The organism is Paenibacillus rhizoryzae, from assembly GCF_059686995.1.
On record NZ_JCAALT010000007.1, the window covers coordinates 201,931 to 224,959 of the forward strand.

Sequence of the window (23,029 nt, forward strand, 5' to 3'; positions counted from 1 at the left end):
AAAAAAAGGCTATAAAAAAAGGACTACAAAAATCATAACGATTTTGTAGTCCTTCTTCAATGATTTATTCGTGAGTCGGCTCGATAACCGGGTAACCGATTTTCTGCCAGCGGAATAGGTGCTTCGCGCGATCCGACAGCTGCCCGTACGTTTCTTGCGGGATTTGAACGCGGTTATCGCGGTCCATCGCGCTGTAGATCAGTGCAAGGTTTGGACGGATTTCATCGCTGCGGTTTGGTGTGCCGCGGTGCCACATGCGAACATCGCGAATCAAGATCGAGCCTGCAGGCATATGAACTTTCATCGAATGCATATGCGGTGCAAGTTCTTCTGGATTCGGGCCGTTCGGACCGTAGTAGTTATCAGGCAGCAAGTGCGTGCCGCCCGGCCAAATTTCCATAGGGCCATTGCCATCGTGAACATCGACGAGCGGAATGTTGAACACGAGATCCGTGATCGGCAGGTGCGTTGTGCACAGATCGCCGAAACGAGCGCCGTAATCCGGGTGTACCGGCTGTGTTTTCTGACCGCCAGGCAGCGATGTGTTCGATGAGAACAACGTTACGGAGTAATCTTTGCCCAGAATGCGATCCATGATGGATAGCGCAAATGGGTGCTCGATAACCAGTGAATCGTTGAACGGCGCCGCAAATGGTAGGAAAATTCCCAAGTGGTTTGTGCCTTCGTTGAAGCCGGTTTTATTCAAATAAATTTCTTTACCATGTTTATCGATGAACCAGTTCATCGCCTCTGTGAACGCTTTCTTAAGTTCGGCAACTTTTTCCTTCGGCAGGACGCCTTCAAGGATCACATATCCGTTTACACGGATCAGGTTTACAGCAAGCTGAATGGTTTCTTCGTTTAGGGTTAGGGTATCAATTTCATGTTGACTTACTTTCACAATGATTCACCTCACGTAATGGATATCGATAGTAGACTGCTAGTGTCTTTTATAAAATATCACTTCTGAATCAGAAATACTAAACTTATCTTCCGATTGATGCATCACATTGCAAGCATTTGTCGAGTGCTCTTGCTCTGTTGTCGAGGAAGAGCAGCGTGCATGGAGGGGTTGTTTTGCTCCGGTCGCTTCGTAATGGCACGCTGAGAGAGCCCTGAATTAGTATGGCTGTAAAGCGGCATATCATTCGCAATCGCTTAAAATGGCTGCGATATTTATGAAGTGCTCCTCTGGAAATCATAACTGGAGTACGCTCTACATAGTCGCTCAACAACCTATCTTCAGATGCTTGTGTTGAAGATTTGAGCGGAGGATTGATGTAAGCGCTTGAACAAATTGGATTAGATAAAGGCGCGGCGTTTGGCGAGTCATCGTCTCTTGGGGTTGGCCATCCGATGCGAGGTTGCGGGAGTATGCTTCGCTTAGCGGTATTTCCGCTTACACTTAGTAAAAGCAGCGAGGATGGATCGATTTCAGTACAATTATGCTTCATTTAGCGGAATATCCGCTTACACTATTTTCAACTTGAATGTTCATGATACGTTTACCGCTGAGAGTTCAATTTTCGAACTCTCAGTGTCCTTTTTCGGTGATTTTACCGGTAAGAGTTCGGTTTTGAGACTCTCAGCCTCTGCCAGACGGCAATTCGCCCCGTTCTTGGAGCTGAAAGTTCGATTTTCGAACTCTCAGTATCCTTTTTCGGCGGTTTTGCATCTGAGAGTTCGATTTTAAGACTCTCAGCTTCTGCCAGACGGCGGGTCGACGCGTTCTTGGTGCTTGGAGCCGCCTCTCAACCAGAAGCCACGGCTTCGATCAAATAATAAAACCCGGTCGTGCGAATCCCTTGCGAAGTGGCATGTTTCTCAAATTGCGATACGATCCCATCGAAACAGGTTTCCCTCACATATGCCGAGTAGCTATCGCGTTGGCCGAAGCACAGCATCTTTAGCACATCTTCAGCCGTTGGAATCCAGACCGTCTCTCTAATTCGTTCCATATGTATGTCAATTAGTCCGCTTGTTCCCAGCCGGTCCTGCACGCGATCCCATATCGGCGTGCCAAGTGTCGGCGGCGCGAAGAGACCCGGAAAACACAATCCAAGCTCTCCGCCCTCTCCATTCTCATCACCGGGATGATAGAGGACCAGCTTACCGCCTGGACGAACAACTCTGTTTCCTTCTTTGTACCAGCTGCCGGGACCTTTCTTGGTGTAAGCCACATCAAACGCATCGTCTGCAAACGGAAGCGCGTTATGCGTGTCACCTCTAACGAAACTTACATTCGGTTTCCGATGGAGATTTGCCGTCTCCAGAAAGCCTTCCGTAACATCCAGACCAACAATTTCAACAGCAAATGCCGCCCACCGATTCGTGTAGTCCCCGTGACCGCATCCCACATCGAGCACTTTTCCACCAATAATCGTGGCAAGCTTCTCCGACAGCACATTTTCACCAGATACGCCTTCAACCACAGCGCACCAAGTAAACTCGTATTTCCCCGTCTTTGCTGCAAGTTGCTTGCACCAAGCGAACGATTGCGGACTTAAATAATCCGGATGTTGCGTAATCTCTGGAAACATAAGTGTAGCATCCCTCCAATTCGAAATTGGCCAACCGGCTCCCGGCTCCCTAATTCCCTCTATTCGAATTAGCCTTCACAAAGGCTTTCAAACAATCCAGACAAATACAAGACTTATTCAGCTCTTCCGCTGGCACTAGCTCAAATATTCCGCTGGGGAACTGCTCTTTGCTGCACCAGCAGGCATGGCTTCCTTCACAAGCATTTTGCTTACGACAAATGGGACATTCCTTCGCTTTCCATACATCGTCATTCATCATCGATCACCAATTCCTATTGTTTTCTCGCTATGCTCCGAGTCACCGCATCACTGAAGCGCGTTCCTACCTGTTTGTACTCATTATACAAACTTACCGTCCACTTAGACAAAGAAAAAAGCCGCGAAATCGCGACTTTTCATACGGCACGGAACCGTTCAATGGAACGACCGCCAGAACGCTCCGTTCGTATCCAGAATCGATCTGATTTGGGCAAAAGGAATCGTGAACGTCGGGAAGCCTGCCGCATACGGTGCAATTTCATAAGGTTCAAAATAAATATGGAGTGCGTTCTCAGAGACGAAGAACGGCTGATCCGCTCGAATGCCGTTATAGGTATTCGGAAATACGTAGGAATATTGCGGATCTTCCTTGATTTGTTTGCCTATGATATCGCTAAGCTCCTTCACATAGTTGCTGTCAGGCTTAAACAAGTCCTTGAGCGCAAACATTTGGCCGGTCGATAGATCAATCATCGCGTATTTTTTAGTGGGCATCCCGTGTGCGGCTCCGAACGGAAAATTATAGCCGGTCAGCTCAAGCTGAAGCAGGTTCTGCTTGTAGAAGGAGACATCGAAATCACCGGAGTACGAATAATCGAGCTTCTGATCCGCCGGAATCGGCTTCACCTGCGAAAGCTCGCGCAGCTTCGTATTGACCTTCTGCTGCGCTGCTTGGTCAGCCATCCCTTCCACCTGCGGATAATAAACCAAATAATCTCGATTCGGTTTGAATTTCTCTTCCTTGACGAAGTAGGGCTGCTTCAGGGGAATGGTCGTATTTTGCTGCCAGATGACCCTGCCGCTGCGATCCAGATAGGAAAGCCGCTGATCCACGAAAGCTTTGATTAATCCGCCTTCTTCCAAAGTAAGCGAGCCGCTGCCGTTCACACGCGGATAGCCTGTGGCCGGATGCCCGTTGCGATCGATAAAGAATGTCTGCTTCGCATCCGATGCGGAAGCCAGACCTTTGTTGAAATCAGCGACATCTGTATAAACGAAGTCCGTGAGCAGCTTCCCATCCCAATCTGCGATGGCATAGATGGAACCGATAAAAGGCTGCTGAGGATCGATTGCTTTGCCGACCGCAAACCGACCGCTTCCTAAGCTTCGGATGTCGTTATACTCTGCTTTGATAACAAACGTACCCTGCTTATTGATGACCCCATAATTCGACCTGAAATCATCGGAAATGTTGACGATCGCACGGCCGTCTTCGAATGGAAAAGCCGAGTAAAAAGCGGGCTGAATCACGACATTCCCGCGTTCGTCTATATAGCCGCTTTTACCCCCCATCTCGCGCTGGAACGATAACAAACCGTCGCCAAGCGGGCCAACCATGGGATAATTGTAGGTGTGGAGTTTAAGACCGTCCAGACCGATTAACGCATATTCGTTATCCTTCACTTTGACGAGCGCCTTATTTCCTTGAAAATCATTTGCTTCCTCATATTGAGCCGGAATCACTACGTTGCCCTGCGCATCCAAATAGCCATAGCGAATCGTACTCTCTCCCGAAGCTCCGGGCAGCGTATCATAGAATACCGCTCTGCCGTTATGCATATCTGAGATGAATGGGTACGCCTTCTTGGTCAACACCGTACCGCTTTCGTTGATTAGCTTAAAGCCTTGGCTATCAATCACGGAGGCGCGCTGCTCTGAGAATTTACCAATTGAATCGTAAATAGGTGGAACGATGAACTGAGCGGATGCGTTAATGATGCCATATTTTCCTTTCTCGGAGACCACCGCCAATCCGTTCTCCTGAAAGTCGCCGGCATCGTCAAACCGCGGCTCTATCGCCATCCTTCCCCGATTGTCGATATAGCCCCATCTCAAACCTTTTACGGTCTTCAGCGACGCCGGAAACAATCCCACTGCACGGGTTGCGACTGCCGGTTCCAGCACGTCCCGGATCGACTGCTCCAGCTCAAGCAGAGTATCTCGTGTCGGCTGAGCGAAGGCCAGCGCTTGATGAACGGATACCAACGCAGGCTCAGCAAAACCCGAGCGATACTGGGCATCGGCGAGGTGGTACCAATACAGCGGATACTGCGGATACCTCCAAACGAGCCGTTCATAATACTTGACGACATGCGGAAAATAATAGCTGTACACGTCATGCGCAGGAACAAAGCTGCCATTTTGCCAACGAAGGACGTCGATGTGGTAGGATTCCCCACTATTTTGCATCCAGATCGCAAGCTCCGCCCTGCCATCCAGCCCTTGATAGCCCGGCATATCCATCGCTTGCATAAAGCTGTAGCTCATGCCTGCCGGCGCGACATCTCTTAATCCTTCCTTGCTCCATTCATACACTGACAGCTTCGTCCACTGCGCATTGATTTGCCAGCCTACGATCAGATTGTTCTGACCTGCCCGCAGCACCGGCATCGCCATGAGCTGCACTACACCATGACCATGCCCTTTGACCTCAGCTGCCTTCTTCCATTCCCCTTTCTTCTCTTGCAGCACTACCAAATGAAGCTGGTTGCCCAACCGGTAGACCGCAGCAATCTCAGACAATCGATCTCCATTCAAATCTGCTGCACAAACCGCCGCATGCGCGGCAGACTGGTTGAGTAACATCAGCTCCGCACCACTTGGCAAATTAGCCATTGCGATTAGCGTCAGCTGCTGTTCGTTCGCGGCCATGTCAGCATCATCCCTCTCCTCGCATTCTTCGCCTAATCGTATGCGGAGCATTGGCAGATATGCCTTTCGCGGTGTAAATCGAAAAAATACCCGGTGTGAGCTTGTCCGCTCATTCACCGGGTATTTGCGCGTGAATCGATTATTGCCAGAACCAGAAGATAAGCAGCAGCATCGTGAAACGCAGCACTTCATAAGAAGTATCAACGGCGACAACGAGCCAGCTCTTGAATTGCCAAACTTTCTTGCCAACCGTGAACGGAAGCGTATAGCCCGCTGCCAGAAGCATCGTGAACCAGAATGCACCGGCTAAGGAATCACCGTCATAATCGAAGGCCTGTCCGCCGGCTTGCCACAGCTGTAAGCATACGGCAAACGCGATCGAGGTCACGAACGAGACGATTATATAGATGATAAAGGACTGCATCTTGGCTGCATTGCTCGGCTCAGTCGTAGGACTGCCATACATATCCCGCTGATATGGCTTCTTCCAAATAACGGCCATCCACAGAAATCCTAATGCCAAAGATAGCAAACCTGTCACTATTACCGCCCAATAATTAATGTCACTAAACAACATGCAATTTCCCTCGCTTTGTATGATAGTCGGTTCGATACGAAACCATTTGGTTTCGCTTTACGTCTCCGATTATATACAACCATTTGGTTTCCTGTCAATCCCTTGCATCTCTATATTGGTCTTCACATAACAAAAGAACTGCTTCAAAAGTCAGCTGCACACTTTTGAAACAGTCCTTCCCCTAACGCATATGCGCTACCCGTTTACATCAACGCCCGCCGTCCTAACCTGTGGCTGACGACGTTTCATATTGGTGATCGCTACACCGGCCAAGATCAGAATGCCGCCGCCAATCTGAGCAGCTTTAATCGGATCTCCAAGGACAAAGAAGCTTACAATAATGGCGACGAAAGGCGGTATGTTCATGAACATTGCACTAGTCGATGGACCGGCAACGGCAATGCCTTGGTTCCACCAGAAACCGGCCAAACCTTGGCCGATAACTGCTACCGTAATCAGGAGCAGCCATACTAACCAGCTGTGGCTACCATGCAGGTTGCCGTTCCATGCCTCTACGCCAACGGCCGGAGACATCAGAATCGTGCCAATGACCGTGGAATAAATCGTTACTTCATACGATGACATCGAGACGGTTAGCTTTCGAATAAACAGTAAGCTGACCGACATACCGAGCATGGCCATCAACAAGTAAACGTCTCCCTTGGAGATGCCAAGCTCCTTGCCGCCATAGAGCACGATGCAAACGACGCCGACAAGCGCAACGATTGCTCCTGTTATTTTCACCAGCGTAATCTCTTCTTTCAGGAAGATACGCGACAGCAACGTTGTCGCAATCGGCGACAACGCAATAATCAGCGCAGCGTTGCCGGCCGTAGAATGCTGCAGCCCGGTAAAATAAAACAGCTGATTGATTAGCGTGCCGGATATCCCCGCAAGCAGCAGCAGGCCAATTTCTCTTCGATTCGGCTTCCGCATGGAATGACGAACCATAGCAACACTGATTAAGAACAGCGACATGACGACGAGTCTTGCGAAGGACAGAAAAATCGGCGAGAAATCCCGCAGCATATAGGCACTGGCAACATAGTTGCCGCCCCATAACAGCGAAACGCCCCATAGCTTCAATAATATCGTTCGATCCGGCATTTCAATGAAAGTCTCCCTACTTATCCATGATTAGTCATTCGTTTGTTCGCTCGCATATGAGACATGACCGTTGCGAGTACCATTAATGCTGCCATGAGCCAAAACACGGCGTGAAGTCCGCTGATAAATCCATTCAACGATGAATCTGCACCCTTCATGCCCACCTGCGTACCCGAGAATATAGCCAGCATCGCTTCATGAGGAATGCTATGCGTCACAATCGGCATGGAGAACGCGATGCTGAGCATCATTCCCATGTTCGTCGTGAGCGAGCGAATCCCTGAAGCTTCGCCGCGATACTTGGCACCGGCCGCATTCATAATACTGCTGGAATTCGGTGAATTAAACAACCCCGAACCGATGCTAATGATTGTCATATAAAGCGCTAAATGCCAGAAAGGCGTTCCAAGGTTCGTATCCAACGCAAGCCCGGCCAAGCCGAAAATACTTAGAAACAAGCCGACAGTTGCCGGTGTCGTCTCCCCGTATTTGTCGCCAAGACTGCCTGCTAACGGCGATACGACGAGCATGCCTGCCGCAAGCGGAATCGTCATGATGCCGGCAACTAATGCATCCTTCTCCAGCGCGCCTTGGAAGTAAAAGATGAGCATGAACATGACTGCCATCCGTGCAATGGCGTTTAACGTAGCCGAAATAATACCGAATGAGAATATCTTATTCGTAAATAATGGCAAATGCAGCAGTGCGTTCGGATGCCTCCGTTCGAAACGAAGGAACACGGGGAAAAGCACGACAAAGAATAAGCCGGATATCCACACGACCGGAGACGTCCAGCTTTGAATCGGCCCCCAAGTCAAAGCAATAAGCAGCGCTGTAATGGAAACGACATAAGTAAGCACACCGCCGATGTCCAGTCCGCCCGCTTTGGGAGCGGCAAGTTTATCATCCTTGATCCCCATAACCGCCAGTCCCCAGACGACGCCGATAACCCCGAACGGCACATTAAACCAGAAGGTCCACTTCCAGCCAAATGCCGTCGTCAGCCAGCCGCCAAGAACAGGTCCGATAATTTGACCAACCGCGATGACCATGATGTTAATGCCAAGTGCCTTGCCTAGCTCTTCCTTCGGAAACGCATCTGCAACGATTGCCGTACTGTTGGCCATAACCATCGCGCCGCCAATGCCTTGCAGGATTCGAAACGCGATCAGCAGCGGAGCATGCTCGGCGAACCCTGAGATAAAGGATACGATCGTAAAGAGCAGCATACCCGCAATATAAATACGTTTTCGTCCGAACCGGTCCGCTAGAGAGCCGGCCATAAGCACCATAACGGTCTGCGCCACCATATACGAGAGCATCACCCACATAGCCTGCAGCAGCGATGCTTGTAAGCCTTTAAGCAAATCCGGCAATGCAATGATGAGCGTGCTGAAATTCAGTGCCGATAACAAGGAGCCCAGGCTCGTTACCGATAAAATCCACCATTTTCGAGAAGTATTCACGTTTGTTCTCCCCTTTCACTCAATCCGCTGGCGAAGCTGATGAGCGATGCTTTAATCGATTTGCGCGATCAAGACGCTCTGCGAAACCTTGCTTCAATAACTGAAGCTTCTCCATCCGCTCATCGATGTGGCCGATGATTTCCTGAAGACGATCCGTCGCTTCATCCAGCACATTCTCCCGTTCGTCCTCCGTAAGCGCATCACCGTAAAACGTTGCTCGAAGGCGATCAAGATCCGCTTCCGCTTGCAAAATATCACGTATTTCTTGAAGCGATGCACCCAGCACTTCCTTCAATCGCAGGATGTGTTGAATGCGAAGCACCATCTCCTCATCGTAAACCCGGTGCCTGCCTTCCGTTCGGCTCACTGTCGGAAGCAAACCAATTTCCTCATAGTAATGAAGCGTTCTGGCGGTGATGCCGAGCCGCTCTGTGATGTCTTCCATCGTGAATTTGAGGTTTACTTCCATGTGGGCTTCATCCGTCTCCCTTCTCTTTCCAAATAACTTACGTTAACGTAATGTTATCCTAATGCTGTTGAAATCGTCAATCCACGATCGACGTAAGAAAACAAAAAAGCTGCCGTTCCCGGCAGCTTCTCTTGCAAGTTTCTAACTAATCCACAATCAGCTTCCCAACCATCTTCGCGTGGCCGGAACCGCACATCACGGAGCAATGAAAGGCATGCTCCCCGGCTTTATCAGCCGTAAATTCCGCGGTTCCGTTATTTTCATTGATATCTACCTTGAAATCATCAATTGCAAAGCCATGAACGCCTTCTTCGTCTACCAAGGTGATTTTCACTTTGTCGCCTTGCTTCACATGAATTTCCTCTTGATCAAACTTGAAATTGGAGGCTTTCACTGTAATCGTTTTGCCGCCGCCGCTGTTGTTCGAGCCTGTGTTCGTTCCGGTATTCGTACCGTTATTGGTGTTATTCCCAGTGTTGTTGCCGGTGTTGTTGTTATCCTTGCCGCCGCAGCCTGTCAGCCCTATCGCCGCCATTGCCACTACTGCTGTGATGATCAGTAATCGTAGTTTCATTGTTGATCTTCCTTTACTCGTTAATGTTTGGATTCGATCTCGATAATGTTCGTTTTCTCTTCAGGGGTATCATCGACAATCCCCTTCGTGGAATTGCGGAATTCGCGCAGCGTATCCCCGAACGCACGACCGAGCTGCGGGAGTTTTGCAGGGCCAAACACGATTAACGCGATGGCGAAAATAATGATCAGCCCCGATATGCCAATATTGTTAAACATAGGAGCACCTCCGATTGTAGAATTTTTTTACTGTGCCGGCTGCATGGCAATCTTCAGCCTCCGTCTGTAGTAAATGGAGCATCCCAGTGCGCTAATCTCAAATAGAAGAATGAGCGGTACCGTGACGGACAGATGCGATACGAAATCCGGCGGCGAGATCAATGAACCGAGCACGGCTAAACTGACGTACGCATATTTGCGTATGGGCTTCATTTTCTCCGGTGTTAGCAGTCCGATTCGGGTTAGAAAGGTCATTACCAAGGGCATCTCGAAAGCGATTCCCATCGGCAGCAAGAAGCTGATCAGGAATGACATGTAATGCTGGATGCCATACACCTCGGCGGCTCCCATCGATTGATTGAGCTTGATCATAAACCGAATCATCATCGGCAGCGCGACCAGATACCCGAATGAGCCTCCCAATAGGAAGAGCAGCACAGACATCGGTACATAGATGAGCGTGCCTCTAGCTTCCGATTCCGTCATCCCGGGTTTCGCAAATGCCCAGAAATGATACATCAGGAATGGCAGCGTTATGGTGATCCCGATCAGAAGCGCGCATTTCATGTACACAACGAGCCCATCGGATAAAGCAAACACGCTCCATTCCACCTGGATGCCGCCCAGATGCGACTTGATGAACCGGATGATTCGCGGCGATTCGTACAAGCCGGCGCTAAAGGCGACCAGGAACCAGCCTGCAACATAGATCAGACGTTTGCGCAGCTCGGACAAGTGAACAATCAAATCACGATCCAGCAGTTCATTCGCCTGGCCTTTACCACTGCTCACACAAGAGATCCTCCTTTCTTCAGATAGGTTTTGACCCCTTCAGCGGCCCGATAGGCGAATGCGCCAACCGTTGCCGTCGGATTGTACCCGCTGTTATGAGCGAAGTTCGAAGCCCCGCAAACAAACACATTCTCGGCATCCCACATTTGCAAATAGTTGTTCACTACCGATGTTTTCGGATCACTGCCCATGATCGTCCCGCCTGTGTTATGCGTGGACTGGTACGGCACGATGTTATACTGCTTGAGCGCATCATGCATCTCGACCTTGGTGGCGTTCATGCCGTCTGCAATGTCCTTCGTTTTCTGCGCAATGAATTTAACGAGCTCCCGATCTTGTTCTTCAAAATCAAACGTCATCCGCAGCAGCGGCTGTCCGAGCGCATCCTTGTATTCCGGATCCAGATCCAGAAAGTGGTAGCGATTCGGCATGCTCGCTCCTTGCCCGGTGACCGATAAGATTCGGTTCGCATTATGAATCGTAGCCTTCTTAAACTCGGCGCCCCATTTCGGAGCACCGGCCGGAACCGGTTGATACTGAATCGGACGAAGCCCCGTCTGAGTAAAGCGAATATTGGCTCCATGCAGAAACTTCAAATCGCTGTGATCGAAGTTATCGCCATTAAAGTCGTCCAAGCTGCTGCCAAGTGCCCCTGCGCCCATTGCCAGATTGAATTCGCGGTCTTCATAGAACGCACTCGTGCTCGCACCATTCACTTGATAGGCATAGTTGCGACCAATCGCGCCGGTATCGGAATCCGGATCATAAGGCTTGCCAAGCTTGGACATCAGCAATAGACGCACATTCGAGAATACGTAGCTTGCCAGAATCACGACATCCGCCGGCTGAATGTACTCTTCTCCAGTCGGCGTGTTGACATAGGTCACTCCGGTTGCCTTGGAACCGTTATGCAGAATGGATGTCACATTCGAATGGGTGCGCAGCTCGAACTTTCCTGACGCTTGGGCGACCGGAAGCACAGTGACGACAGGATCTGCCTTGGCGCCGTATTCGCAGCCGAAGCGTTCGCAATAACCGCAATACTGGCAGGCTGCACGCTCGATGCCATCCGGATTCTTGTAGACTTCCGTCAAGTTTGCGGACGGAATCACATAAGGATGTAAGCCAAGCTTAGTGGCCGCATCCTCAAACAGCTTCATGCCCGGTGATTTCTTCATGGGCGGCGTCGCGAACGGCTTAGACATCGCACCAACGTTCGGAGGCGTTGTATTCTCCCCCGAAATCCCCGACATTTGCTCGTACATCACGTAGTAAGGCTCAAGCTGGTCGTATGTAATTCCCCAGTCGCGGATCGTCATGTCTTTAGGGATCTTGTTCTTCCCATAACGCTCGACCGTCTTGCTGTGGATTTCAAAATCATAGGGCAGAAAACGATAATACTGGCCATTCCAGTGCACGCCCGCGCCGCCAAGTCCGTCCCCGAGCAGGAAAGATCCGTAGGTCCGCATTGGCAGTGCCCGCATTTTATAGGTGTTTCGGAACGTCACCGTTTCTTTGGACAAATCCTGCATCAGCTCATAACGCGCCGCATAGCGAAGCTCATCATGGACATGGAAATAATCCTGCGTCCCGCGGCCCTTCCCTCTCTCAAGCCCGACCACTTGAATGCCGGCCTTGGACAATTCTGCGGCGATGATGCCGCCAACCCAGCCCATTCCGACGATAACGACAGGTACTTTCGGAAGTTTAGTCGCCATATTCCATCACTCCTAACCTAAATCGAGATGATCAGCCAGGCTAAGCGGTTCCATTTTGACGAATTCTTCTTTCTCGATCTCTTTGGAATAGCTCATTTGATTGCCCGGAAAATTCCTCATTTTCCACCCTTGCATGTTCTTGTTGCCTCCATAGAGCGGATCCGAATAGATCCCTTCAAGCGTGAGATTCTGAAACATCGAGAAGAAAGTCGAAGCCGGAACCCCTTTTAAATGGACTTCGTCTTTCTCGAATGCGGTCAGAACCGCATCCTGCTCTTCGGGGGTAATGTCCACAAACTGCTTCTGATACTTTGAATTGCTATACAAGTTGAGGGAGTCGAGTCCTAAAGCCATGAGCTCCTTACGCTTAAAGGTAAGCTGATAGCCTTGCGACGCTTCCGCTTTATAGAACGGCGGTGACATATAGTCGCGCGCATTGGTTCCGAAAGCACTGGCCATTTGATGGTCGATGAAGAAAGCAGCGCCTAATTCTTTGGCCCCCGGACCCAGATCATCCTTCGGGAAAATCCGCTCCGATGCTGCTTCAGCTGTCAGAAACTGATCCTGCGAGAAGAACATCAGCGCTTGATTGTAGTCCTTGCTTTCGGCCGGGGTCGGCGCAGGTGCTGCGGGTTCCTCGTCCTTCGTTGTTTGTTTGACGCTCGATCCGATTAATCCGCCAATCACACCGCCTAGAACAACGCCTCCCAGTGCGGTGCCTGAATATTTTAGAAACCTTCGTCTGGATTCATCTTGTGGCTGTTTTGAATCCGTTGCCATCATGATCTCTCCTTTATGTTCACTTAAGCTAAGTAGGCTTTAGTATTTTCCACTTCATGAATAAACATCCAATTATTTATAAAAGTGCCGATTTGGCGATCGGGCGGCATAAGGTAGTAAGGAGCAGGTTAACAAGTGTCACGATTGGAGATGAAAAGCAATGAATGCCGGTAAAGCATTACGGATGTTGATGTTCGGTTTCATGATTGCTGTCCTTGCGATTGGGCTGCTGCCGTTCCTTGTCATTTACAATTGGAGCGATCTGTATGGTTTGTCTGAAGTCGATAACACCTACTCACCGCTAACATTCCTGCAGAAATATATGAGGTAACACCCAGAAGCTAAATAAGGCTGTCTCAAAAGTCGCATATCGCGCTTTTGGGACAGCCTAAATTTATGTTCCAGACTACTGTTCTTTTGCAACACCACCTAACAATCGGATAAAGTATTTGTATCAGGCATGTACAAGAACAGGAGTGGAAAATATTGAGAGCTCAGAACCAAGTGGTACTCGTAACCGGCGCGGGGAATGGGATTGGGAGAAATGTGGCACTTGCCTATGCACGTGAAGCGGCAACCGTCGTACTTGTGGACAAGAATGCAGAGATGCTTGAAGGAACTGCTCAGTTGATTGCAGCAGAAGGACTTCTTCCGCCGATCTGCCATGTACTCGATATTAGCGACCCTGCTGCCATAGAGGCCTGCTTCTCAAAGGTAGCGGAGAGTACGGGTCGACTCGATGTACTCATCAATAACGCCGGATTTGGAATATGGAAAGCGGTCTATGATCTTACGATCGAGGAATGGGATCGTGTCATCAATACCAATCTGCGCGGTACATTTGTATGTGCTCGAGAAGCAGCCAAATTAATGAGATCCGGCGGCAAAGGCGGGGCAATCGTGAATATCTCATCCACGCGCGCGATCATGTCCGAGCCGAATTCGGAAGCTTATGCCGCGTCCAAAGGCGGGATTCTCTCGCTGACGCATGCGCTCGCGGTTTCGCTGGGGCCAGACCGAATACGCGTTAACGCGATCAGTCCGGGCTGGATCGAAACAGGCGATTACGATAACCTTCGTCCTGAGGATCATCACCAGCATCCGTCGCACCGAGTCGGTAAGCCCGATGACATTGCTAGAGCCTGTCTATATCTGACAGATCCTCGAAATGATTTCGTGACGGGCACAAATATTGTCATCGACGGCGGAATGACGCGCAAAATGATCTATCTCGAATAGTCATCCGCCCCACAGCCCATCCTTCGTCTCTCTTGAAATACATAGCGTTATAAGCCACCAGATGGTGATACCCAAACAAATATAGTGCATGGGATCGGCATGATAAAACACCGAGTAAAGAATCCAGCTTACGCATCCAACTGCAAACCAGAACCAGGAGCTCACAATGAAGAACAAAACGCCGATCCCTGCCAGCAATTCGAGGAGCCCATCCCAAATTTCTTCCATTCCGTCCACCCTCCCTTAGTTGCTTATATAGCTACTATATGAGGAGGTAGAAGCTTACGATCATTTTATGTATGGGAAATAAATCCAATTTTTCGTTATTGGCGGCTATTCCGCATAAGATCCTCTAGCCCGCTGCCAAACTGCTCGAAACTCTCATTATGCTTGACGATAAGCGGATATTCCGCTAATTGCCTCCAAACTAGCTTTAATTTGGGATCTTTAGCGGCTATTCCGCTTAAAATCCACTATTCCGCTGCCAAGCCGCTCGAAACTCTCATTATGCTTGGTGATTAGCGGATATACCGCTAATTGCCCCCAAACTAACTCTAATTTGACATCTTTAGCGGATATTCCGCTTAAGATCATCCAGCCCGTGCTGTGAATGTAAGATTGGGAGCTGAGAGTTCGATTTCGGAACTCTCAGCTTCTTTTTTCTTTGGTTTCGCCGATGAGAGTTCGGTTTTCGGACTCTCAGCATCCGGTGCGAAGGGATTTGAGTTAGTTTGTTTGCTGAGAGTTCGATTTCGGAACTCTCTGCTTCTTTTTTCTTTGGTTTCGCCGGTGAGAGTTCGATTTGCGGACTCTCAGCATCCGGTGCGGAGGGGGTTGGGCTAGTTTGTTTGCTGAGAGTTCGATTTCACGACTCTCAGCTTCTTTTTTCTGTAGTTTCGGCGGTGAGAGTTCGGTTTTCGGACTCTCAGCATCCGGTGCGGAGGGGGTTGGGTTAGTTTGTTTGCTGAGAGGCGGATTTTCCGACTCTCAGCCTCTTTTCTCGGTGGTTGTGGCGGAGAGTGCAGGCTAACTTAATGCTGCCAGCATCTGTTCCAGAACACGAACACCTTGAATTTCCGCCGCTTTCGCTTCTTGCAGCAGTTGAATCGCGCGAGTCGCTACAGCCTCTTGGTTCGGCTCGCCCCCTTGCGGGAAAGGGAACATACTGACTAGAGCACCGAGCCGGTCTGCCACAATTCGATAATGAGAGGAAGCTTCAGATGCCAGCTTTCGCAATTGCGGCGAATCCTTCTCACTCTCGTCCGGCCAATTTGCGACTACCTCATCCAGAAATTTCACGGCAAATTCGCGCGCATCCCAAACTTTCACGGTATTCACGCTGTTTCCGAAAGGTTCCACACTCCGATTCGTGAACGCTCTGATCCATGCATCATAAGCAGCGATCCCGTTGCGGTGAGGTCCTTTTTCCAGTTCCCGTTGGGGCACCTTCGCATGCTGCAGCGCAAGCTCAAGCGCTCCCTTCAACATCGTTCTCCGATCGACGGGCTGATAGCCCGTAATCCCAAGCACATACAGCTCCGTTACTTCGCCTCGTCCCAGCTTCTCATAAGGCAGCTCGCCATCTTGACGGACATCTCTACACTTAAAAACCCGCCGATTATCGTCATAGCCGTAGATTACGCCCCATTCCGGGATAAAAAGATCCCAGCTAAGCGCGGGAATACCGCGGTCTATCGCCTGCTGCACAAGTGCGATCCCTTCCTCCAGCTCTTCAGGTGTCGGAGGATTGTTCGTCTGTTTGCCGGCATATTGAACGGAGAATCCGAGATTGTTCAAAGCTGCTTCATGATGCTGCTTCCAATCGAAGCAAGAATAACTTCCCACCTCTACGGCGTCTTGGTCAATTACGATCCGAAAAGCATGCGCCGTGTACCCCATCACCTCTACCAAAGTCATGCCTGCCAGCTCCGTATACTGCACCATACTGTTCAGCGCAGTTGTGTCGGTATTGTGACTCCAGCTGCAATCGGTTTTCGCTATCATTTCCATTGTTATCAATCCTTCCAAGTCATTTTGTACTGCGGTGGAGCGAGCAGCTTCACTGCCGGCTTTCCTAACTTCTTGCGACCGTCGATGTACAGGCTGATTTGAGTGCGAATCCGCTCCTGCTGCAGCTTCTGCCGAGCTCTAGAAATGCTGTTGTACACATTGGCGACCGCCGTGTTCATTAAGGAAGCGATATGCTGGGGCGGCAGCTGATCGAAGAAATACGCTTCGAAGATCCGTTTCTCCCGACCGGTTAAACAGTGCATCATGCCGCGAATGCCATCGACTAAATCTTTGCGCAGCAAGGCCGCAGAGGGATCATTCGCCTGCTTCGCTTCATCAAGCGCAAGTTTTCCGAGACGGAACAGCACATGGTCGATGTTAAAAGGATCATCAATGCCGACACGCGCACCTTCTACCGAGGCAATCTCACTGCAGCTCCAGCTGGTGAATGGACGCTCCCTGCGATGCGGCCCTCCGCGGCGCAGCTTCATGTTGGCTTCATTGCGCACGATGGTTTTGAGCCAAGGGGCGAATCGGCTGCTTTCCACTAGCGATCCCAGATGAAGAAATGCCCGCACAAGCGCTTCCTGCACCACATCCTCCGCAAGATGGTGATCCTGCGTTAAGGAGTACGCAAGGTTAAACGCTTTGGCACGGCTTCTGCGGACAAGCTCTCCGAAAGCATCCGGATCACCGGTTCTCGCCAAGGCTACCAGCTCCGCTTCATGAGCAGGTACTTTCTCATCCCGTTGCACTTGTTCAGCATGATTCGAAACCAACAATTCGCTACCTCCTACATCAACCTATATCTATGGATGCCAGCTGAAGCGGCAATCTATCTGAATGGTTCAAACTTTTTTTCAAATTACTCCTTACACACTGTACTCTTATTCCTCACATCCATGCAGAACCCTGTTTAAAACATAAAAAAAACCGCCATAGAGGCGGTTTTCACCTAAAAATTCTTATTCGACATTCGGTGCAGCTTCATCCAGCCAGTTCTCAATGCTGCCAATGACAGACGCTACGCAGCCATCTTCGAACGGGGAGTTCAGGCCGGCAACCTTCACCAGCTCCGTGAACGACAAGCTGCCGCCTTGGCGGCATAGATTCAAGTAGTCTGCCCATGCTTCCGGACGATCCTCGTGCATCTTCTTCCAGAATTGGAACGCGCAGATCTGTGCCAGCGTGTAGTCGATATAGTAGAACGGACTGTTGAAAATATGTCCCTGTTTATGCCAGAATCCACCTTGCTCCAGATACGTATTGTTCGCGTAGTTGCGATGCGGCAAGTATTTACGCTCGATTTCGCGCCACGCTTGCTTGCGCTCTGCAGGCGTTGCATCCGGGTTCTCATAGATGAAATGCTGGAACTCATCCACCGTTACGCCATATGGGATAAAGATCAATCCGCTAGCCAGGTGATCGAACCGGTATTTGTCCGCTTCATCCTCGAAGAAGAGATCCATCCATGGCCACGTAAAGAACTCCATGCTCATCGAATGAATTTCGCAAGCCTCATAAGTCGGGAAACTGTACTCCGGTACGGCAAAGCCTCTGCTTTCGTAAACTTGGAAAGCATGGCCGGCTTCGTGCGTCAGCACATCAATATCACCGGAAGTGCCATTGAAGTTGGAGAAAATATACGGTGCGCTGTACTTGCTGATATATGTGCAATAGCCGCCGCTTTGCTTGCCTTTCTTGGCCACCAGATCCATCAGATCGTTATCCTGCATAAAGCGGAAGAACACATCGGTTTCCGGAGACAGCTCGGCGTACATCTTCTCGCCGTTCTTCACAATCCACTCCGGATTGCCCTTCGGCGTTGCATTCCCCGTCTTGAACGAGAAATTCTCATCGTAATATAGCAGTTCATCGACTTCGATCCGATTCTTCTGCGCTTCCTTCAGCTTCGAGGCAACCGGCACGATATATTGAAGCACCTGTTTACGGAAGTTCGCAACCATCTCCGCGTTGTAATCCGTGCGGCTCATTCGTGCATATCCAAGCTCAACATAGTTGCCGAAACCAAGCTTCTTCGCAATCTTCGTCCGTACCTTCACGAGATCATCGTAGATACGATCGAAGGTTGCTTCGTTCTCAGCCATGAAACCGGATGAGGCTTCCATAGCTCGTCTACGCATATCGCGATCTTTGGATTGCTGGAACGGCCCGAGCTGGGATAATGTCCGTTCTTCGCCTTCGAACTGGATTTTGGCAGAGGCAATCAGCTTCGAATATTCGGTCGTCAGCTTATTCTCTTGCTGCAGATCCTCAATGACCTCTGGGCTGAACGTCTTAAGCGACAGCTCGGCCAATTGAAACAGCTGAGTGCCCCATTTCTGCTCCAATTCCGTTCTGAACTTGGAACCCACAAGTGCGCGATAGTAATCCGTTATGTATTCTTGCACGATCGGGCCGCTTTCGTCGAAGAAATCTTGTTCGGCTTTATAAAACTCGTCATTCGTATCAATGGAGTGGCGGATGCTCGCGATCTGCGCTTGCGAATCGAACTCACTGCGAAGTTGGTTTAGCTGTGTCATGGCAATGTCTTGCTCGTCATAGGTTTGCGCGGATAGGAACGATTCCAATTGCGACTTAAACTTCTGTTCAAACTCTTTAACATCCGGGCGTTCGTACCGGTACTCGCTAAATTTCATGAATACGCACCTAACCTTTCGTAAGAGGAATAATGTAAAAATGGCGTGACCTCCCAATTATAGCCTAAACGCACCCAGACCAAAAGAGGCCGTTCGGGGCTCGCCCCCTCGCAGCCCCCTACAGCATTTTCTATGATATTAAGACGCTCGGAATCGACCGATGATATCCATCACGTACTTATACATGACAGAAGCCCCGCCTAAAAAGAAAAGCACGATAAGCGTGTAACGGGTTGGGTCGATGGAAACCATCGAAAGCAAGAAATTCAAAGGAAGGACATAGAAGACAATGTCTTTCAGATAACCGAGAAATGTTGTATCGAAAGTCCCTTTCCAGAACGATTTGGAAAAGGCTATAACAAAATCAATGATCATAAGGGCAAATACTGCCCACATCGTGTAGGTCACCCATGCTGCAAGTGTAAAATCCATTTTTCATCACCACCTTCCTACACAGTATGCTAGGTTGCTTTCTGGGTGATGAATATTCGGCTTGGTGCATAACTTTTGTGTATAGCGTGTGAATTTATGCAAATTATCGCGGCGGCATGGAGGCGAGCGAACGATGTCCGATCGGAGCAGCATCGTGTCCGACTATTTTGAGAAGATTCTAAACACGATTGACGTAGGCGTTCATTTCATTGATCAGGAAGGCAATACCGTCTTCTACAACGATAAAATGGCTGAAATTGACGGGCTCGACCGAGAGCAAGTGCTCGGGAAAAATATTTTGCACCTCTACCCTTCCCTTACGCAGGAAACGAGTACGCTCGAGAAGGTGCTTCAAACCGGCCAGCAGCTGCCCGCTCATATTCAAACCTATTTCAACGTGACGGGAAAACGCATTATGACCATAAACAGCACCTATCCGCTTTATGACAACGGCAAACTGATCGGCGCACTGGAAGTCGCAAAAGATATTACGAGTATTGTGCAGCTGCATGATCAGATTCTCGACCTCCGGCATCAGCTCTATCAAGCCAAGCAGAAGGAAAACAAAAATAAAGGCACGGCAAGATACGAGTTCAGCGACCTCATCGGCCGGAGCAAACCGTTCCAAGATGCGTTAACTCTTGCGAAAAAGACATCGCGCACGGTATCCCCTGTCATGATTTGCGGGCCGACAGGCACAGGCAAGGAATTGTTCGCGCAAAGCATTCACAATGCGGGAGCTAGGCGAAACCGGCCTTTTATAGCACAGAACTGTGCCGCTGTTCCGGCTGATCTCCTGGAAGGCATCATGTTCGGCACGGCAAGAGGCGCGTTTACCGGTGCTGTCGATCGGGCCGGACTGTTCGAGCAAGCAAGCGGAGGCACGTTATTTCTGGATGAGCTGAGCAGTCTGGATGTTTATTTGCAAGCCAAGCTGCTGCGCGTGCTGCAGGATGGCATGGTCAGGCGAATAGGCGGAACCAACGAGCAGCAAGCGGATGTCCGCATCATTACCGCTATGAATATGGATCCCGCGCAGGCGCTCGAAGAGGGGCTGCTGCGGTACGATTTATTTTATCGGCTGAGCGTCGTGAAGATCGAGCTCCCTCCTTTGCAGCAACGAGCAGAAGATATTCCGCTGCTGGTGAACCATTTTATCGAGAGGCTGAATCCGGTGTTCGGGCTTCAAATCCGGTCCATCTCACCTGATGCCCTTCGTCGATTGATGGAATATAGCTGGCCTGGCAATGTTCGCGAGCTGGGTCATGCGATCGAGTCTGCCTTCAATATGGTGGAAATCGATGAGGAAACGATAGAGGTGCGGCATTTGCCTAATGGGCTGATGGCGGATCGGGTGGTCGCTGAGGTGGAAAGCGGTGAAAATGATCGACTGCCTGAGCGGATGAAGCAGATGGAGCGTGAAGCGATCGTGATCGCTTTTCAGAAGAATGGCTACAATGTCAGCCAGACTGCTCAGGAGCTCGGGATGAAGCGGCAAGCTTTGCAATATAAGCTGAACCGATATGGAATTTCGAAGAAACCTTGAATCAATGGTTGGCGTGATGATGAGTGGCGGGTTGGCTTCTGCATGTAGGCAGAGGCCTTTTTTGCGTGGAATGGGCTGCGTTTGGCACGATTGGCATGTTTCTTGCACCAATAGGTGTGAGTAGCAAATATCCGTGGAGGTGCGCCAATCATGAGCATGTCAAACGATAGCGGGACGGACAAGGTGCCCCTAAGCAGCAAGAGGCACTGGAAGCAAGTAGCGTTGTGGAAAGATGTGACGGATGAACAATGGGATGACTGGCTCTGGCAGCTCACCCATACGATTAAGACGCTGGATGAGCTGAAGCAAGTGGTCAATTTGACGCCTGATGAAGAGGCAGGTGTGCTCATTTCGACGCAAACGATCCCCCTCAACATTACGCCTTACTATGCCTCCCTCATGCATCCGGATGATCCGCGCTGTCCGATTCGGCTGCAATCGGTTCCGATCTCCGCGGAGCTGCTGAAGACGAAATATGATCTCGAGGATCCTCTCTATGAAGACGAAGATTCACCAACGCCGGGATTGACCCATCGTTATCCGGATCGCGTCCTCTTCCTCGTGACGAACCAATGCTCCATGTACTGCCGTTATTGTACGCGCCGCCGGTTCTCCGGCCAAGTGGGCATGGGCGTGCCGAAGAAGCAAATGGACGATGCCATCGCCTATATCCGCAATACGCCGGAGGTTCGGGACGTGCTGTTATCCGGCGGGGATGGGCTGTTGATTAACGATACGATTTTGGAATATATATTGAAGAACTTACGCGAAATTCCCCATGTCGAGATCATACGGATCGGCACTCGGGCGCCGGTCGTTTTCCCGCAGCGGATTACGGAGAACTTGTGCACGATGCTTCGCAAGTATCACCCGATCTGGTTGAATACCCACTTCAACCATCCGCTGGAAATTACAGATGAAGCGAAGAAAGCATGCGCGATGCTGGCTGATGCCGGCGTGCCGCTCGGCAATCAGTCCGTTATCCTCGCAGGGATCAACGATAGTACCCATATTATGAAAAAGCTCATGCATGAACTGGTCAAAATCCGCGTGCGGCCTTACTATATTTATCAATGCGACTTATCCGAAGGGATCGGCCACTTCCGGGCGCCCGTCTCCAAAGGGCTCGAGATTATTGAAGCGCTTCGCGGACATACGAGCGGGTATGCTGTGCCAACCTTCGTCGTTGATGCCCCTGGTGGAGGCGGTAAAATCGCACTTCAGCCGAACTATCTCATCTCGCAGAGCCAGGATAAAGTGATTTTGCGAAACTATGAGGGCGTCATCGTCGGTTATCCTGAGCCTAGCAATTATGTGCCCGGCCGTGCAGATGAATATTTCAACGAAATCTATGGTATTGAGAAGCAGCCGCCGAGCACCGGCATTATTTCGCTCATCAAAGATGAAAATTTCAACCTGGTGCCAGAAAATTTGCGCCGCATCGGCAGACGCAAGCTGTATGAGCAGGCGGCCGACCACCACTCGCTCAAGGACAAACGCGAGAAACGCGACGAGATGAAGCAAAAGCTCATGCGCGCGCGGCAGCAGGATCAGTCGGTTGGCGATGGTGCAAAGCAGCCAGCGCCTGCCGGCGGGGATGGCGCGCCGGAGCAAGCGGCGGCGCCGAAGGGCGAGCCTGAGGGCACGAGCGAGTAAACGCGGTGGCGACGTAAGCTGCCGTTAGACGTTTAACTACAGCAAAAAGCCGCTTCAATAGTGCGCAATGCGCTTTTGAGGCGGCTTTTGTCATGCTGTCACGGTGGCGTCCACCCTGTGAAAACTCTAACGAATCACAGAGGTCTTATTTAGACCAGTTCCCATCTTTTGAAATTCTAACGAATCCTACAAACGTTATTTTGTGTTAAAATGCCCTTTTGCGCTCCAATTGCCCCTAATAAGACCTCTACGGTTCGTTAGAATAAATTAGCAGCTGTTTTCGAACGAATAAGGCTTCTACGATTCTTTAGCGCTTTTTTATCGGTTGGTTCAGT

Annotated in this window: 22 protein-coding genes; 4 read left to right on the forward strand and 18 right to left on the reverse strand. The window is 50.2% G+C overall.

The genetic code is table 11. From position 1 onward, the window contains the following. Nucleotides 1-64: 64 nt before the first annotated feature. The 13 genes from AC6ESO_RS21520 to AC6ESO_RS21580 all read right to left on the reverse strand — a co-directional run bounded on the left by AC6ESO_RS21520 (nucleotide 65) and on the right by AC6ESO_RS21580 (nucleotide 13,151). Nucleotides 65-901: a phytanoyl-CoA dioxygenase family protein gene (locus AC6ESO_RS21520; protein ID WP_497093179.1), complete on the reverse strand. Its 837-nt coding sequence runs from the start codon at nucleotides 899-901 to the stop codon at nucleotides 65-67. Nucleotides 902-1,751: 850 nt separating this feature from the next. Beyond that, on the reverse strand, nucleotides 1,752-2,540 hold the full coding sequence (locus AC6ESO_RS21525) for a class I SAM-dependent methyltransferase (RefSeq protein WP_497093180.1): 789 nt from the start codon (nucleotides 2,538-2,540) through the stop codon (nucleotides 1,752-1,754). 49 nt (nucleotides 2,541-2,589) lie between these two features. Beyond that, nucleotides 2,590-2,799: a cysteine-rich CWC family protein gene (locus AC6ESO_RS21530; RefSeq protein WP_497093181.1), complete on the reverse strand. Its 210-nt coding sequence runs from the start codon at nucleotides 2,797-2,799 to the stop codon at nucleotides 2,590-2,592. A 155-nt stretch (nucleotides 2,800-2,954) separates the two neighbouring features. Further along, entirely contained in the window at nucleotides 2,955-5,450 is a 2,496-nt protein-coding gene (locus AC6ESO_RS21535) for a WG repeat-containing protein (protein ID WP_497093182.1), read from the reverse strand. Between the two features lie 139 nt (nucleotides 5,451-5,589). Continuing rightward, nucleotides 5,590-5,991 carry a DUF1761 domain-containing protein gene (locus AC6ESO_RS21540; RefSeq protein ID WP_497093183.1) on the reverse strand — a complete coding sequence of 134 codons (402 nt, stop codon included), beginning with the start codon at nucleotides 5,989-5,991 and terminating at the stop codon, nucleotides 5,590-5,592. A 231-nt stretch (nucleotides 5,992-6,222) separates the two neighbouring features. Further along, complete coding sequence (locus tag AC6ESO_RS21545; protein ID WP_497093184.1) at nucleotides 6,223-7,134, reverse strand: DMT family transporter; 912 nt, start codon at nucleotides 7,132-7,134, stop codon at nucleotides 6,223-6,225. A gap of 20 nt (nucleotides 7,135-7,154) precedes the next feature. Then, nucleotides 7,155-8,600, reverse strand: a complete 1,446-nt coding sequence (locus AC6ESO_RS21550; protein WP_497093185.1) for an MFS transporter — start codon at nucleotides 8,598-8,600, stop codon at nucleotides 7,155-7,157. A 19-nt stretch (nucleotides 8,601-8,619) separates the two neighbouring features. Beyond that, a complete protein-coding gene (locus AC6ESO_RS21555) occupies nucleotides 8,620-9,069 on the reverse strand; it encodes a MerR family transcriptional regulator (protein ID WP_497093186.1) in 450 nt (149 codons plus the stop codon). Nucleotides 9,070-9,214: 145 nt separating this feature from the next. Then, the gene (locus AC6ESO_RS21560) at nucleotides 9,215-9,643 is read right to left on the reverse strand and encodes a cupredoxin domain-containing protein (protein ID WP_497093187.1); all 429 of its coding nucleotides are present in this window, start codon (nucleotides 9,641-9,643) and stop codon (nucleotides 9,215-9,217) included. Nucleotides 9,644-9,663: 20 nt separating this feature from the next. Continuing rightward, a complete protein-coding gene (tatA, locus tag AC6ESO_RS21565; protein ID WP_494819862.1) occupies nucleotides 9,664-9,861 on the reverse strand; it encodes a twin-arginine translocase TatA/TatE family subunit in 198 nt (65 codons plus the stop codon). Between the two features lie 27 nt (nucleotides 9,862-9,888). Continuing rightward, the gene (gene tatC, locus AC6ESO_RS21570; RefSeq protein WP_497093188.1) at nucleotides 9,889-10,653 is read right to left on the reverse strand and encodes a twin-arginine translocase subunit TatC; all 765 of its coding nucleotides are present in this window, start codon (nucleotides 10,651-10,653) and stop codon (nucleotides 9,889-9,891) included. Then, the gene (locus AC6ESO_RS21575; protein ID WP_497093189.1) at nucleotides 10,650-12,371 is read right to left on the reverse strand and encodes a GMC family oxidoreductase; all 1,722 of its coding nucleotides are present in this window, start codon (nucleotides 12,369-12,371) and stop codon (nucleotides 10,650-10,652) included. The genes tatC and AC6ESO_RS21575 overlap by 4 nt, the downstream gene beginning before the upstream one ends. Before the next feature lie 12 nt (nucleotides 12,372-12,383). Then, a complete protein-coding gene (locus AC6ESO_RS21580; RefSeq protein ID WP_497093355.1) occupies nucleotides 12,384-13,151 on the reverse strand; it encodes a gluconate 2-dehydrogenase subunit 3 family protein in 768 nt (255 codons plus the stop codon). A 160-nt stretch (nucleotides 13,152-13,311) separates the two neighbouring features. On the opposite strand from AC6ESO_RS21580, the gene AC6ESO_RS21585 reads away from it, so the two are divergent. Further along, nucleotides 13,312-13,482, forward strand: a complete 171-nt coding sequence (locus AC6ESO_RS21585; protein WP_497093190.1) for a hypothetical protein — start codon at nucleotides 13,312-13,314, stop codon at nucleotides 13,480-13,482. A gap of 155 nt (nucleotides 13,483-13,637) precedes the next feature. After that, complete coding sequence (locus AC6ESO_RS21590) at nucleotides 13,638-14,390, forward strand: SDR family NAD(P)-dependent oxidoreductase (protein WP_497093191.1); 753 nt, start codon at nucleotides 13,638-13,640, stop codon at nucleotides 14,388-14,390. Here AC6ESO_RS21590 and AC6ESO_RS21595 read toward each other — a convergent pair whose 3' ends face one another. From AC6ESO_RS21595 to AC6ESO_RS21615, 5 genes are all read right to left on the reverse strand, one after another. Next, the gene (locus tag AC6ESO_RS21595; RefSeq protein ID WP_497093192.1) at nucleotides 14,391-14,618 is read right to left on the reverse strand and encodes a hypothetical protein; all 228 of its coding nucleotides are present in this window, start codon (nucleotides 14,616-14,618) and stop codon (nucleotides 14,391-14,393) included. Nucleotides 14,619-15,416: 798 nt separating this feature from the next. Continuing rightward, nucleotides 15,417-16,400, reverse strand: a complete 984-nt coding sequence (locus tag AC6ESO_RS21600) for a hypothetical protein (protein WP_497093193.1) — start codon at nucleotides 16,398-16,400, stop codon at nucleotides 15,417-15,419. 5 nt (nucleotides 16,401-16,405) lie between these two features. Then, entirely contained in the window at nucleotides 16,406-17,182 is a 777-nt protein-coding gene (locus AC6ESO_RS21605; protein WP_497093194.1) for an RNA polymerase sigma factor, read from the reverse strand. Nucleotides 17,183-17,365: 183 nt separating this feature from the next. Next, complete coding sequence (locus AC6ESO_RS21610; RefSeq protein ID WP_497093195.1) at nucleotides 17,366-19,060, reverse strand: M3 family oligoendopeptidase; 1,695 nt, start codon at nucleotides 19,058-19,060, stop codon at nucleotides 17,366-17,368. A gap of 138 nt (nucleotides 19,061-19,198) precedes the next feature. Next, entirely contained in the window at nucleotides 19,199-19,492 is a 294-nt protein-coding gene (locus AC6ESO_RS21615; RefSeq protein ID WP_497093196.1) for a hypothetical protein, read from the reverse strand. Nucleotides 19,493-19,625: 133 nt separating this feature from the next. Between AC6ESO_RS21615 and AC6ESO_RS21620 the strand changes: the two genes are divergently transcribed. Next, entirely contained in the window at nucleotides 19,626-21,038 is a 1,413-nt protein-coding gene (locus AC6ESO_RS21620) for a sigma-54 interaction domain-containing protein (protein ID WP_497093197.1), read from the forward strand. 156 nt (nucleotides 21,039-21,194) lie between these two features. Then, a complete protein-coding gene (gene kamA, locus AC6ESO_RS21625) occupies nucleotides 21,195-22,694 on the forward strand; it encodes a lysine 2,3-aminomutase (RefSeq protein WP_497093356.1) in 1,500 nt (499 codons plus the stop codon). The last annotated feature ends 335 nt before the right edge of the window (nucleotides 22,695-23,029 follow it).